This window comes from Dactylosporangium sp. McL0621 (assembly GCF_049995355.1).
Taxonomy (GTDB): Bacteria; Actinomycetota; Actinomycetes; order Mycobacteriales; family Micromonosporaceae; genus Dactylosporangium.
In genome coordinates this window covers 8,850,571-8,864,351 of record NZ_CP188259.1, presented here as the reverse complement: position 1 = coordinate 8,864,351, position 13,781 = coordinate 8,850,571, and the positions used below count along the sequence as shown (strand labels likewise).

Annotated in this window: 12 protein-coding genes; 2 read left to right on the top strand and 10 right to left on the bottom strand. The window is 72.3% G+C overall.

Annotation, left to right across the window (positions count from 1 at the left end; all coding sequences use genetic code 11):
- Positions 1-93: 93 nt before the first annotated feature.
- Positions 94-216, top strand: coding sequence for a hypothetical protein (locus tag ACPPVO_RS42045; RefSeq protein WP_426504159.1), 123 nt, complete (start codon positions 94-96; stop codon positions 214-216).
- Here the strand turns inward: ACPPVO_RS42045 and ACPPVO_RS42040 are convergent.
- From ACPPVO_RS42040 to ACPPVO_RS42015, 6 genes are all read right to left on the bottom strand, one after another.
- Complete coding sequence (locus tag ACPPVO_RS42040; RefSeq protein ID WP_426504158.1) at positions 209-940, bottom strand: rhomboid family intramembrane serine protease; 732 nt, start codon at positions 938-940, stop codon at positions 209-211. The two genes, ACPPVO_RS42045 and ACPPVO_RS42040, sit on opposite strands and share 8 nt — an antisense overlap.
- Positions 941-1,033: 93 nt before the next feature.
- Positions 1,034-1,468: a hypothetical protein gene (locus ACPPVO_RS42035; RefSeq protein ID WP_426504157.1), complete on the bottom strand. Its 435-nt coding sequence runs from the start codon at positions 1,466-1,468 to the stop codon at positions 1,034-1,036.
- Positions 1,465-2,397 carry a metallophosphoesterase family protein gene (locus ACPPVO_RS42030; RefSeq protein ID WP_426504156.1) on the bottom strand — a complete coding sequence of 311 codons (933 nt, stop codon included), beginning with the start codon at positions 2,395-2,397 and terminating at the stop codon, positions 1,465-1,467. Before ACPPVO_RS42030 ends, ACPPVO_RS42035 begins: the two co-directional genes overlap by 4 nt.
- A complete protein-coding gene (locus ACPPVO_RS42025; protein WP_426504155.1) occupies positions 2,394-2,861 on the bottom strand; it encodes a cupredoxin domain-containing protein in 468 nt (155 codons plus the stop codon). The genes ACPPVO_RS42030 and ACPPVO_RS42025 overlap by 4 nt, the downstream gene beginning before the upstream one ends.
- Before the next feature lie 83 nt (positions 2,862-2,944).
- Entirely contained in the window at positions 2,945-3,616 is a 672-nt protein-coding gene (locus ACPPVO_RS42020) for a ubiquinol-cytochrome c reductase iron-sulfur subunit (RefSeq protein ID WP_426504154.1), read from the bottom strand.
- Positions 3,613-4,212: an RNA polymerase sigma factor gene (locus tag ACPPVO_RS42015; protein ID WP_426504153.1), complete on the bottom strand. Its 600-nt coding sequence runs from the start codon at positions 4,210-4,212 to the stop codon at positions 3,613-3,615. Before ACPPVO_RS42015 ends, ACPPVO_RS42020 begins: the two co-directional genes overlap by 4 nt.
- 146 nt (positions 4,213-4,358) lie before the next feature.
- Between ACPPVO_RS42015 and ACPPVO_RS42010 the strand changes: the two genes are divergently transcribed.
- The gene (locus tag ACPPVO_RS42010) at positions 4,359-5,966 is read left to right on the top strand and encodes a glycoside hydrolase family 10 protein (protein WP_426504152.1); all 1,608 of its coding nucleotides are present in this window, start codon (positions 4,359-4,361) and stop codon (positions 5,964-5,966) included.
- A 146-nt stretch (positions 5,967-6,112) separates the two neighbouring features.
- On the opposite strand, the gene ACPPVO_RS42005 is transcribed toward ACPPVO_RS42010, so the two are convergent.
- From ACPPVO_RS42005 to glgX, 4 genes are all read right to left on the bottom strand, one after another.
- Positions 6,113-7,600: a carbohydrate-binding protein gene (locus ACPPVO_RS42005; protein WP_426504151.1), complete on the bottom strand. Its 1,488-nt coding sequence runs from the start codon at positions 7,598-7,600 to the stop codon at positions 6,113-6,115.
- A 76-nt stretch (positions 7,601-7,676) separates the two neighbouring features.
- On the bottom strand, positions 7,677-9,377 hold the full coding sequence (gene treZ / locus ACPPVO_RS42000) for a malto-oligosyltrehalose trehalohydrolase (RefSeq protein ID WP_426504150.1): 1,701 nt from the start codon (positions 9,375-9,377) through the stop codon (positions 7,677-7,679).
- A 9-nt stretch (positions 9,378-9,386) separates the two neighbouring features.
- A complete protein-coding gene (gene treY, locus ACPPVO_RS41995; RefSeq protein ID WP_426504149.1) occupies positions 9,387-11,585 on the bottom strand; it encodes a malto-oligosyltrehalose synthase in 2,199 nt (732 codons plus the stop codon).
- On the bottom strand, positions 11,582-13,687 hold the full coding sequence (gene glgX, locus ACPPVO_RS41990; protein ID WP_426504148.1) for a glycogen debranching protein GlgX: 2,106 nt from the start codon (positions 13,685-13,687) through the stop codon (positions 11,582-11,584). Before glgX ends, treY begins: the two co-directional genes overlap by 4 nt.
- Positions 13,688-13,781 lie beyond the last annotated feature (94 nt).

Genomic DNA, 13,781 nt, shown 5'->3' with positions numbered 1-13,781 from the left:
TTGTTCCCTCCCGTGAGTGGTGGCCGAACCAGCAGACATCGGATGCCAGCCACCGGCAACGGGTTTCCCCGGCGGGCGGCCAGTACGACGTGCGTGACCCGGTCGATGGCCACGCACGCCGCCGGCTACCCGGAGGAGGGTGTGGACGCGGCCGGGGCGGTGATCCGGGGCCGCGACGACTCGGGTGGCGTCACACCGATCGGAGCGGTCATGTGACGAGGTCGAGCGTGCGGTCGTCGCGATCCCGCGTGGCTGTACGGCGTTGCCGCGCAGGACGGTAGAGCGGGGTGAGCGCCATGCCGGCCGCGAACGCCCAGCCGTGGTGGTCCCCGGCCCCGATCAGTACCGCCGCGGCGAGCACCGAGGCCCCGATCAGCACGAGGTCGGCCCGCCGCGGCCAGCGGCCCCGCGCGAACTGGTAGAGCCACGCACCGGCCACGATGACCACCACGGCCGTGATCAAGTTCGTGAGGCTGACCAGGGTGATCGCGGCCAGGAAGTAGCCGACGAACATCAGGGAGACCGACGGGGCCCGTTCGCCGAGCACGACGGCCATCGCGAACAGCGCCGCGACGCCGAGGACCGCGACCGAGGTGCCACCGCCGGGCGGCTCCAGCCAGTAGCCGGTGGCCTGCCCGGCGATGCCACCCACGGCGTAGGCGGCGAGCCACCAGCGCGGGCCCAGCACGCGTTCGGCGCCGATGCCGATGACCGCGAGGAACACCATGTTGCTGGCGAACTGCGCGGTCCCGGAGACGCCGGGCGACGCCATCTGCGTGAGCAGCGGTGAGAACAGTCGCCACCAGTGCGCCCAGCTGAGGCCGTCCGGGTCGCGCTGCAGGGCCGGTCCCCAGCCCTTCACCGTCCACTGTAGAATTTCCGCGACCGCGGTCAGGACCAGCACGATGGTCGTGACGATCGGGAACCGGCGATCTCTCATGTGATCAATGTATGGCGGGCCGGTACCGCCGCGGTACTGACAAATGTCACCGAAGACCCAGGTCAGATCGACCACGGCCGCCCGGGCCGGGGGTCAGCGCGGCCGGGCCGCCCGCGCAGCGGCGACCGCGTAGGTGAGCAGGACCACGGCCTCGGCGACCACGCTCAGCGCGGCCTGCGGGGCGGGCTGCCAGCCGCGTTCCACGAAGCCGAACACCCCGACGGTGCGGGACAGCGCGAAACCGGCCAGGGCGCCGCCGGCGAGCGCGACGCCGGCCGGCAGCAGCCACGGCGGCTCGCGCAGCCAGGCGCCGGCCAGCAGCAGCAACGTCAGCGCGGCGCTGCCGCCCGCCTGGATCAGGAACATCGGCCCGATCCAGGCAATGTGTTCGTACCCGTGGATGTACCGCTCCGCGTGCACGTAGCCGCTGACCGCGAGGGCGAGCACGACCGTGAGCCGCAGCGGCAGGGCGAGCCGGGGCGCGGCGGCGACCGTGAGCCGGGACCCGAGCGCGACGAGCCCGGTCACGCCAGGCTCCGGTCCCGCAGCGCGAGCGGCTGCCGGCCGCGCACGTAGCCGACCTCGCGGATGCCCAGCGCCTCGCGCAGTTTGCCGGCCGACAGCGTCACCGGCGCGGGCGCCGGCCCGTCGCCCGGGTGGGGCAGCGGGTAGGCGGTGGTGGTCGCGCTGTGGAACGTCACGTTTCCCTCCGTCTTGGTGAACAGCTGGTGCACGTGCCCGTTGAGGCAGGTCACCGAGGCGAACCGGCGCAGCAGGGCGAGCACCTGGGCCGCGTCGTCGGTGCCCCAGCCCCAGGCCGGGTACATCGCGAACAGCGGGATGTGGCTGAAGACCACGATCGGTGTGTCGGCGGACAGGCCGGCCACGTCCTGGCGCACGAAGTCGATCTGATCGGTGCCCAGGTGCCCGAGCTTCTCCAGGCTCAGCGTGTTCACCAGCGCGATGAAGTGCACGCCGGCCAGGTCGAAGCTATACCAGCCGTCGCCCCGGGTGCCGGCGCCGAAGGCCGCGCGGTACTTCTGCCCCGAGTCGTCGACCGAGTCGTGCTCCCCGGGCACGGTCAGCACCCGCCCGGTGCGCAGCCCGGACATCATCTGCTTGACCTGGTCGAACTGGGCCGGGGTGGCGAGGTGGGTGAGGTCACCGGTGTGCATGACGAAGGCCGGTCGCTCGGGCAGGCCGTTGATCAGGTCGATCGCCTCGGTGAACGACGCCTCCACGGCGGTGTTGGCCGGGCCGGTGAAGCCCAGGTGGCTGTCGCTGATCTGGACGAATCGCAGCGCGGTCGGATCGGCGGCGGCGGCCGGCGCGTCACCGGCGACGTGGCTGATCACCTCGCCGCCGCTGACGGTGAGCACGACCGCCGCGCCGAACCAGGCCGTGTGGCGCAGCAACTGCCGCCGGCTCATGCCCTGCGGGTCCCCGGGGGCGGTCATGCCGTCACCGTCACGGTCGCGGTCATGAACGGGTGGATGCTGCACAGGTACTCATAACGGCCGGGCGCGGTGAACGTGAACGTGAACGTGTCGCCGGCCTTCAGCGTCCCGGAGCGGAACCCGCCGCCGGGCGCGCCCGGCTGGGTGACCACCGTGTGCGGATCCTGGTCGTGGTTGGTCCAGGTGACGGCGGTGCCGACCGGCACGGTCGCGTTCGCCGGGGCGAACGCGAAGCTCTTGATGTCGATCGCGTTGGCGGCGGCCGGTGCGTCCTGGCCCGCCGCGTCCGCGGCCGACGCGCTCATGCCCGGCATCCCCGGCATCGGCGTCGCGGCCCCCGTCGTCGCCGGCGCCGGCGCCGGATCGCTCCCCGGTTGCCCACCGCCCTTCCCGCCACCGCAGCCGGCGAGCGCGAGCGACGCGGCCGCCGCCATCGCGACCGACACGTACCTGGGGTGTCTCACGTGGTACCTCCGTCCGGTTCGGACCCACGCTCGGGTCCCTCACCGGGAGATAGCGCTCCGGGTTACACCCGGCGGCCGGACCGCTATGCCGGAGCGAGCACCTGCACCACCCCGTCGACCTCCCGGACCACCAGCCGGGGCAGCGGGGCGGGCGCCTTCCTGAGCTGGTGGCGCACCAGCATGCCGTCGAGGTCGAAGGCGGCGTTGTGGCACGGGCAGGCCAGCTCCCGCCGCGGCTGGTCGAGCGCCAGGCGGCAGCCGAGGTGGGTGCAGACGCCGGAGACCGCGGAGAGCCGGCCGCCCGTGCGACGGACGAATCCGTTGACGGCGCCCAGGTCGAACGGCTTGACCGCACCGTCGGGCAGCTCGGCGCTGGTGGCCACGGTGCGCCAGGTGCCCGCGTTCGGGCGCAGCTGCGGCGGCGGCCCGGGGCGCTGGGTGAGCTCGTTCTGCACGGTGGCCCCGACGGCCGCGCCGGCCGCCGCGGTGGCCGCCGCCGCGGAGGTCCACAGCACCAGCCGGCGGCGGGTCGGCCGCGGGGCCGGCGCCGCCGGCGCGTCGTCGAGCTCGGCGGCGAGGCGCCGGCGCAGCCCGGTGACGAACTCCTCGCTCGGCGTCCCGCTGCCCGGCCGGGCGGCGCGCAGCGTGATCGCCGCGCGCAGCATCCCGGCGTCCTCCTCCTCGGCGCGGAAGGCGGTGGGCCGCTTCCCGGCCAGCAGGGCGTTGATGTACCGCCGCAGTCGCCGGGTGCTCATCTCGTCGTCCTCTCGTTGGCCGCCGCCTGCCGCAGCGCCCGGAACTGCAGCACCTTCGCGTTGGCGACGCTGATCCCCATCCGCGCGGCCGCCTCCTTGATCGGGCACGCCTCAAGGAACCGCAGCTCGAGAATGCGACGGTACCGATCCGGCAGCCCGGCGAGAATCCGGTCCGCCCGGGCCGTCGCCTCGTGGTTCTCCGGGGCGGCCACCAGCAGGTCGGCCACCTGCTCCGGGTCCAGCTCGGTGATCTCCCGGCCCAGGGTACGCATCCAGTGCCGGGCGAGCGCGGTGCGCGCGGTGGCCAGCAGGTACGCCCGCACCTCGCCGACGCTCGCCGAGGTGCGCAGCGGGCCGAGCGCCGCCAGGAACACCTCGGTCGTCAGGTCCTCGGCGTCCGGGCGGTTGCCGACCTTCGCGAACATCATCCGGTACACCCGGTGCACGTTGTCCCGGTAGATGGCCTCCCAGTCGGGGTACCGGTCGTCGGCGACCAGCCGCAGCCGCGGCGCCGGCCGCTCCTGCTCCGGCTGGTCCCGCGACGGCGGGTCCGCCGGCCGCCGGCGCCGGATCCAGGACGCTCGTCCCTCTGCCACTGCCGCACCACCCAGCTTCCGGCACACATCGTCGGATACGGATAGCGCTCCGGGTTACACCGGGCCGTGCTGTTGAAAGTTGCCAACCATCGGGGTTCAATAGGCGAAATATTTCGTCATCGACCCGTGTGGATGAAGGTGGCGCCATGTCCGTCCGTGCACCCCGCCTGCTCGCCGCGGCGGCCGCCCTTGCGCTCCTGACGGTCGTGCCGCTCGCCCCGGCGGCGCCGGCCGCCGCGGCGGCGGTTACCGGCTGCCCGGTCGATCCGGCCACGCCCAAGCACCAGATGCGCGCGATGTGGATCGCGAGCGTGGTCAACATCGACTGGCCCAGCGCGCCCGGCAGGAGCCAGGCCGAGCTGCAGGCCGAGTACGACGGCTGGCTGACGCTGGCCCGGTCGCTCAACTACAACGCGGTGATCGTGCAGGTCCGGCCGCACGCCGACGCGTTCTGGCCCTCGCCCTACGAGCCGTGGTCGCAGTATCTGACCGGCGTCGCCGGCCGGGACCCGGGCTGGGACCCCCTCGAGTACCTGGTCCGCCGCGCCCACGAGGAGAACCTCGAGTTCCACGCCTGGTTCAACCCGTACCGGGCCAGCATGCCGGCGCCGGGCGGGGCCGGGACCGACGTGGCGAAGCTGCCGGAGAACAGCCCGCTGCACGTGCACCCCGAGTGGGCGGTGCCGTATCCGGTGAACAACGCCGCCGGGCGGCTGTACCTCAACCCCGGCATACCCGAGGCCCGGCACTGGGTGGAGACGGCCGTCATGGACGCGGTCACGAAGTACGACATCGACGGCGTGCACTTCGACGACTACTTCTACCCGTACCCGGCCGCCGGGCAGGACTTCGGCGACGACGCGACCTTCGCGCAGTACGGCGGCGGCTTCGCGGGCAAGGCCGACTGGCGCCGCCACAACATCGACCTGCTCGTGCAGGAGATGGACGCCCGCGTGCACGCGGCCAAGCCCTGGGTGAAGTTCGGCGTCAGCCCGTTCGGCATCTGGCGCAACCGGGCGGCCGACCCGCTCGGCTCCGACACCAACGGCACGCAGTCCTACGACGCCAACTTCGCCGACACCCGCAAGTGGGTGAAGGAGGGCTGGATCGACTACATCGTGCCCCAGGTGTACTGGAACATCGGCTTCACCGTCGCGGACTACGCCAAGCTCGTGCCGTGGTGGGCCGACGTCGTCGCCGGGACCGGCGTGCAGCTCTACATCGGCCAGGCCGACTACAAGGTCGCGGCGGCCGGGCAGCCCGCGGCCTGGTTCGACCCGCGGGAGCTGTCGCAGCACCTCACGTTCAACCGGGACTACCCGCAGGTGCTCGGCGACGTACACTTCAGCGCCGTGCAGGTGCGGGCGAACCGGCTCGACGCCGAGACGATCCTCGCCGCCGAGCACCACAGCCGCCCGGCGTTCCCGCCGTCGTGGGGCCCGGCCAAGCCGTTGCTCTTCCCCGTCATCACCGCGGCCCGCCGTACCGATGCCGGAAACGCACTGCGCTGGCGCCCGACCGCGAGCGGCACCGGCCCGTTCGGCGCGGTGGTGTCCTACGGCGTCTACCGCTTCGACGGTGTCACCGCGCCCGCGGCCTGCGACCTGGCCGACGCCGCCCACCTGGTGGCCACGGTCCGCGGGACCGAGTGGACCGACGCGGCCGCCGAGCCCGGCCACCACTACACCTACGTGGTGACCGCGCTGGACCGGTTGTGGCACGAGAGCCCGGCCGGCCCGCCGCGCTGGGTGTGACGCCGTCAGTCGCCGGGACCTGCCCGCCCGGCCGGCGGCTGGACGGCAAGGCCCGGGCGGCGGACGAACGCCACGGCGCTGGGTTCGTCCGGGAGCGGTGACCCGAGGGGCCGGTGCCGTGGCACCGGCCCCCGGGCGGTGCGATCTCAGCCCGTGAAGGTGGCCGTGATCTGGGTGAACTGCCAGTTGTTCTGGGCGATGCCGGAGCAGTTGGACACGACGCCGCCGCCGGGGCAGGGGCGGTCCCGGTTCACCGACCAGAAGGCCAGGCGGGCCAGGTGGTTGTTCTGCGCGTAGTCGCGGATCTGCTGCCACTGCGCGGGCGAGGTGTTCTCCTGCTGGTCGGACAGGCCGTTCATGCCGGAGATGCCCATGTGCCGGTAGGCGGTGGCGTCGTCCCAGCCGAAGGCGGGCTTGAGCATGTTCTTGAGGCCCTCGGAGGCCGAGACCGTGCTCTGGTACATGTTGGCGCCGCCGCCGAAGTCGAACGGCATGATCGTGAAGATGTCGATGCCGGCGCCGGTCGAGGCGGCGCGGCTGATGAGCTGCTGCGCGTAGTAGCCGGGGCCCGTGGTCGCCGTGCCGAAGGTGACGATGACCTTCAGCGAGGGGTTGTTCTGCTTGACGATCTTCAGGGCGTCGACGATGCGGTTGCGGACCGTGTCGTTCTCGAACTCGTCGGTGTTCTCGATGTCGATGTCGATCGCCTTCAGGCCGTAGGCGTTGATCACGGTCTGGTAGGCGCCGGCCAGGGCCTGCGGGGTGGAGCAGTTCGGGCCGAGCTTGTTGCCCTGCCAGCCGCCGAACGACGGGATCACGTCGCCGCCGCCCGCGCGGATCTGGCTGATCGCGGTCGCGTCGGCGCTGCCGCTGAGCGGGCGGCTGCCGTCCCAGGCGGGGGTGCAGCCGCCGCTGGAGAGGACGAACGCCATCGTGAACCACTTGATGCCGGTGGCCGACTGGACCGTCTGCGGGTTCGGCGGGTCGCCCCAGCCCTCGTAGATGTAGGGCGCCGCGCCCATGGCGCCGGACGGGGGCGGGGTGGTGCCGCCGGTCGTGGTGCCGGTGGCGCTGTTCGACGCCCCCGACTCACCCTGGGCGTTGTACGCCTTCACCGTGTACGTGTGCGTCGTGCCGGCGGTGAGGCCGGAGACCGTGGTGCTCGTGGCGGTGACCGTGGCGCGCACGGTCGAGCCCTCGTACACCCGGTAGCCGGTCACGGTGCCGGTGGAGGCGTTCCACGCGAGCGCGATGCTGGTGTTGGCGGTGCTGGTGACCCGCAGGTTGCCCGGCGCGGACGGCACTCCGGACGGGGTGGTCGGCGGGGGCGTGGTCGGGCCGCCGCCACCGGTGCAGGTGCCGAGGTCCTTCCACAGCGCCGGCGTGGTGGACGGGGTCCAGCCGGCCCCCGGGTAGGCGGTGTGCGTCTGCAGGGCCTGGTACGTGTGGCCCTGGTAGGTGACCTGGGTGCCGACCGTGTAGGTGTTGCCCTCGGCCCAGGTCGGGGCGGTACAGGCGGCCTGGATGGCGGTCGTGGCGGCCTGGGCGTTGAGCATGGGCACGAGGATCATGCCCGTCACGATGGTCAGCGCCGCGCCCGCTGCCAGGGCCAATGTGCGACGACGAGATCTCATGGGACTCCTCACCATCGATGGATCGATGGTGAGGAAGGCTATCAGTTAACATTATTAATTGTAAGAGTCGACAACCTTAAAGGATCGCGGCCGACTCCCCGGGCAGGGTCAGCAGGCCGGACTGCAGCAGCACGGCGTCGTCGGTGGCGAACAGGACGCACTCCGAGCGCAGCGGGACCGTCCGGGGGTCCGCGGTCAGGTTCGCCGCCACGGTGTGCTCGCCGCGGCGGATGTGCAGGACCCCGTCGTCGTGGACCACGTGGACGCGGTCCAGGCGCGGGTCGGCCAGGCCGGGCAGCTTCTTGCGCAGCGCGATCAGCCGGCGGTACACCCCCAGCATCTCCTGGTCGAGGCCCGCCCAGTCGAGGTGGGAGCGCGCGAACGTGTCGGGGTCCTGCGGGTCGGGCACGTCGCCGGGCGGCCAGCCGTGCGCGGCGAACTCCTCGCGGCGGCCCTTGGCCACGGCCGCGGCCAGGTCCGGCTCCGGGTGGCTGGTGAAGAACTGCCACGGGGTGCGGGCCGCGAACTCCTCGCCCATGAACAGCATAGGGGTGAACGGCGAGGTCAGCAGCAGCGTGGCGCCGACGCGCAGCAGCCCGGGGGAGAGGGTCGCGGTGAGCCGGTCCCCGGTCGCCCGGTTGCCCACCTGGTCGTGGTTCTGCAGACAGACCACGAAGCGGTACCCCGGGATACGCTCCCGGTCCACCGCCCGCCCGTGCACCCGCCGGCGGAACGAGGACCAGGTGCCGGCGTGGAAGAACGCCGACTCCCACACCGTCCGGAAGCACTCGGGGCTGCCGAAGTCGCCGTAGTACCCCTGCCGCTCCCCGGTCAGCAGGGCGTGCAGCGAGTGGTGGACGTCGTCGTCCCACTGGGCGTGCAGCCCGTAGCCGCCGCCCTCCCGCGCGGTGATCAGGCGGGGGTCGTTGAGGTCGGACTCGGCGATGAGCGTCAGCGGGCGGCCGAGCTCGGCCGACAGGGCGTCGACCTCGGCCGCGAGCTCCTCCAGCAGGTGGGTGGCGCCGCGGTCGACGAGCGCGTGCACGGCGTCGAGGCGCAGCCCGTCGGCGTGGTAGTCGCGCAGCCACTGCACGGCGCTGTCGATGATGAACCGGCGGACCTCGCCGCTGTCGGCCTCGTCGAGGTTGAGCGAGCGGCCCCACGTGTTCGCGCCCGCGGACAGGTACGGGCCGAACTGCGGGGTGTACGCCCCGGACGGGCCGAAGTGGTTGTAGACGGCGTCGACGAGCACGCCGATCCCGGCCCGGTGGGCGGCGTCGACGAACCGCTTGAGCCCGTCGGGCCCGCCGTAGCTCTCCTGCACCGCGTACCAGCCGACGCCGTCGTACCCCCAGTTGTGCTCGCCGTTGAAGGCGTTCACCGGCAGCAGCTCGACCAGGTCGATGCCCAGCTCCTTGAGGTACGGCAGCCGCTCGATCGCCCCGTCGAAGGTCCCCGACGGCGTGAACGTGCCCACGTGCAGCTCGTAGATGACGCTCCCGGCCAGCTGCCGGCCGGTCCAGGCGCCGTCGCCCCAGTCGAACCGGCCGTGGTCGTAGACGCGGCTGCGCTCGTGCACCCCGGCGGGCTGCCGGCGCGAGCGCGGGTCGGGCAGTACCCGCTCGTCGTCGTCGAGCGCGAAGCCGTAGTCGGTGCCGTCGCCGGCGGAAGGGTCCTGCGCCGTCCACCACTGGCCGTCGGCGGTCATGGATATGGCGGCGGTACCGCTGTGCAGGGTGACGCGGCGCGCGGACGGCGCCCAGACGCGGAACTCCATGGCAGTCGTTCAGTCCTTCACCAGCAGCGCGACGGGGTAGGAGGCCAGCAGGCCGGCCAGGGCCGGGGAGGTGGCCCGGCGCCCGGTGAGGGCGTCGGTCCACTCGCCGGCCGGCAGCTCGAGCGCGGTGTCGTCCCAGCCGCCGGCGGCCTCGAGGCCGACCGGGAGCCGGGTCGCGACGCTCAGCGCCCCGCCCCGGTCGAACGCGACGACGTGCCCGGCGGCGGCGCCGGTGGCGGCGACCGGCCGGTAGCCGGTGAACAGCCCGGGCCGGTCGCGGCGCAGCCGCAGCGCGCGGCTGACGACGAGCAGCTTGGCCGCGCCGGAGACGTCGACCGGCGGCAGCGGGTGCCCGCCGGCCACGGCGGCGTCGAGCGCGGCGAGCAGGTCGAGACGCTCGGCGAAGTCGACCGGGCGGCGGTTGTCGGGGTCGACGAGGGAGTTCTCCCACAGTTCGGTGCCCTGGTACACGTCCGGGACGCCCGGCATCGTCAGCTGGACGAGCTTCTGGCCCAGCGCGTTGCTCCAGCCGTACGGGGTGATCCGGGACGCGAAGTCGTGCACCGAGTCGCGCAGGTCGCCGTCGGCGAGGACCCGGGCCAGGCTCGCCCCGACCGCGGCCTCGAAGGCCTCGTCCGGCTCGTCCCACGAGGTCGAGCGGTTCGCCTCGCGGGCGGCCTTCGTGAAGTACAGCCGCAGCCGTTCTTCCTCGATCGGCCAGGCGCCCACGATGGTCTGCCAGAAGAGGGCCTCGAACGACGGGTCGTCGAACGTCACGGCCCCGCGCCACGACCCGACGGCGGCGGCCCACTCGCCGGGCACCTCGCTGAGGACCGCGATGCGGGCCCGCACGTCCTCGCCGCGCTTGGTGTCGTGCGTCGACAGGGTGGTCATGGTGTCCGGCCACTCGCGGAGCCGGCGCTCCTGGGCCGCGTGGAACTCCGCGGGCCCGACGCCGGCGCGGCTCGGGTCGCCGCCGACCTCGTTGAGGGCGACGAGGCGGTTCCAGCGGTACATGGCCGTGTCCTCGACGCCCTTGGCCATCACGGCCCCGGTGAGCTGCTGGAAGCGCTGGGCCAGCTCGTCGTCCGGGTCGTGCAGCCGGGGGATCCGGATGTTCGTGCGCTGCTCGGCGGCTTCGAGGTGCTCGACGCCGTACGGCAGATATGTCCGGTACACCGCGAAGTTCGCGGCGAGTTCCGCCAGATCCGCCTTGTCGCCGCCGAGGCGGGCGAGGCGGTTGAGCTCGGCGCCGAACAGCCGCCTGGTCACGTCCCGCTTCTGCGCGAGGGCCTCGTCGGCCCAGGAGGATTCCGGCTCATCGGAAAAGCCGGGATCGATGAACAGCCCGCCCACCTCGGCCAGGGCCTCGTAGCCCGTGGTGCCGTCGACCGGCCAGGGCGGCAGCGGCTCGCCCCGCTCCAGGATCTTCTCGACCAGCAGCCAGGCGTCCGGCGCGTGCTCGCGCAGGCGGGTCAGGTACCCGCCCGGGTCGCGCAGGCCGTCGGGGTGGTCGACGCGGATGCCGTCGGCGAGCCCCTCGCGGACCCAGCGCAGGATCTCCGTGTGCGTGGCCGCGAACACGGCCGGGTCCTCGACCCGCAGCCCGGCCAGCTCGGTGACGGCGAAGAACCGGCGGTAGTTGAGCCGCTCGTTGCCCTCCCGCCAGTACACGAGCCGGTAGTGCTGCCGCTCGTGCACCTCCTGCGGGGTGCCGTCGCCGGTGCCCGCGGCGATCGGGAAGCGGTGCTCGTAGTACCGCAGCTCGCCTTCCTCGACCTTCAGGTCGTCCAGCGACGGCGACCCGAGCACGGGCACGACGAGCGGCCCGGCGTCCCAGTCGATGTCGAACCAGTCCGCGTACTCGCTGCCGCGCCCCTTGGCCAGCACGTCCCACCACATCGGGTTGGCCGCCGGCTGGAACAGGCCCATGTGGTTGGGCACGATGTCGACCACGAGCCCGAGGCCCTGCGCGCGCAGGGCCGCGACCAGCCGGTCGAGGGCCGCGGCCCCGCCGAGCTCGGGGTTCACGACGCGGGGGTCGACGACGTCGTACCCGTGCGGCGAGCCCGGCGTCGCGGCCAGCAGCGGCGCCGAGTAGAAGTGGCTCACGCCGAGCGCGCGCAGGTACCCGGCGAGCCCGGCCGCCGCGTCCAGCCCGAATTCCGGGCGCACCTGAACCCGGTAGGTCCCCGTGGGCGTGCTCATACCGTGCGGTCCAGCACGACGAGCGAGCGGTCCGGGACCGTGATCGTGCCGCCGGCGGTGTAGCTGACCCCGTCGCGGGCCGGGCCCGGCGCCGTCGCGATCACCAGCTCCCACTCCTTGCCGTACTCCTGCGGCGGTATGACGAACTCGATCGGTTCGTAGTGCGCGTTGAAGCACAGCAGGAACGAGTCGTCGACGTGGCGCTCCCCGTGCGAGCCGCGCTCGGTGATGCTCTCGCCGTTGACGAAGAGCATCAGCGCCTTGCCGAAGTGGTTGTCCCAGTCCTCCTCGGACATCGCCCGCCCGTCGGTGGCGAACCAGGCGACGTCCGCGATCGGGGTGCCCTCGGTGCGGGCGACCGGCCGGCCGGTGAAGAAGCGCCGGCGGCGGAACACCCGGTGCCGCTCGCGGAACAGCGCCAGGCCGCGCGTGAACGCCAGCAGCTGCTCGTCGACGTCGGTCCAGTCGATCCAGCTGATCTCGTTGTCCTGGCAGTACGCGTTGTTGTTGCCGCCCTGGGTGCGCCCGAGCTCGTCGCCCGCGCAGATCATCGGCACGCCCTGCGACAGCATCAGCGTGGTGAGGAAGTTGCGCCGCTGCTTGGCCCGCAGCGAGTTGATCGCCGGGTCGTCGCTGGGCCCCTCGGTGCCGCAGTTCCACGAGCGGTTGTGGCTCTCGCCGTCGCGGTTGTCCTCGGTGTTGGCCGCGTTGTGCTTGTCGTTGTACGAGACGAGGTCGTTGAGCGTGAAGCCGTCGTGGCAGGTGACGAAGTTGATGCTGGCGAAGGGCCGCCGCCCGTCGTCCTGGTAGAGGTCGGCCGAGCCGGTGATCCGCGAGGCGAACTCGCCGAGCGTCGCGGGCTCGCCGCGCCAGAAGTCGCGCACGGTGTCGCGGAAGCGGCCGTTCCACTCCGTCCACAGCGGCGGGAAGTTGCCGACCTGGTAGCCGCCCGGCCCGACGTCCCACGGCTCGGCGATCAGCTTCACCTGGTTGACCACCGGGTCCTGCTGCACGACCTCGAAGAAGGTCGACAGGCGGTCGACGTCGTAGAACTCGCGGGCCAGGGTCGAGGCGAGGTCGAAGCGGAACCCGTCGACGCGCATCTCCGTCACCCAGTACCGCAGCGAGTCCATGATGAGCTGCAGGGTGTGCGGGTTGCGCACGTTGAGGCTGTTGCCGGTACCCGTGTAGTCGGTGTAGTACCGGTTGTCCTCGTCCTCGAGCTTGTAGTAATGCCCGTTGTCGAGGCCCTTGAACGACAGCGTCGGCCCGAGGTGGTTGCCCTCGGCGGTGTGGTTGTAGACGACGTCGAGGATGACCTCGATGCCGGCCGCGTGCAGCGCCTTGACCATCCCGCGGAACTCCTGCACCTGCTGGCCGCGGTGCCGGCGGGCGTAGCCGTGGTACGGGGCGAAGAACCCGATCGTGTTGTAGCCCCAGTAGTTCGACAGCCCCAGCTCGACCAGGCGCTGGTCGTGCACGAAGTGGTGCACCGGCAGCAGCTCCAGCGCGGTGATACCCAGCCGCTTGAGGTGCTCGATGATGGCCGGGTGGCCGATGCCGGCGTACGTGCCGCGCAGCTCGTCGGGCACGTCCGGGTGGCGCATCGTCAGGCCGCGCACGTGGGCCTCGTAGACCACGGTGTGGTGGTACGGCACCCGCGGGGCGGAGTCGTTGCCCCAGTCGAAGTACGGGTTGACCACGACCGCCTTGGGCATGAACGGCGCCGAGTCGGTCTCCGACATCGACTCCGGGTCGTTGAAGTCGTACCCGTACACCGCCGGGTCCCACGCGATGTCGCCGTCGATCGCCTTCGCGTACGGGTCCAGCAGCAGCTTGTTCGGGTTGCAGCGCACCCCCCGGGCCGGGTCGTACGGCCCGTCGACCCGGAAGCCGTAGCGCTGCCCCGGCTCCACCCCCGGCAGGTAGGCGTGCCACACGAACGCGTCGACCTCGACCAGCTTGATGCGCTCCTCGGCGTTGTGATCGTCGAAGAGGCACAGCTCGACGGACCGGGCCACCTCGCTGAATATGGCGAAGTTCGTGCCCTGCCCGTCGTAGGTCGCGCCCAACGGGTACCGGTTGCCCGGCCAGACCTGCATACTCGCTCCTGGTTTATTGCTCGGCACCGCTGTTCAACGGCGCCCTCGTTGCCACAGTGTTACGTGCGCCGAAAGTTCACGCACGGGTACGCGC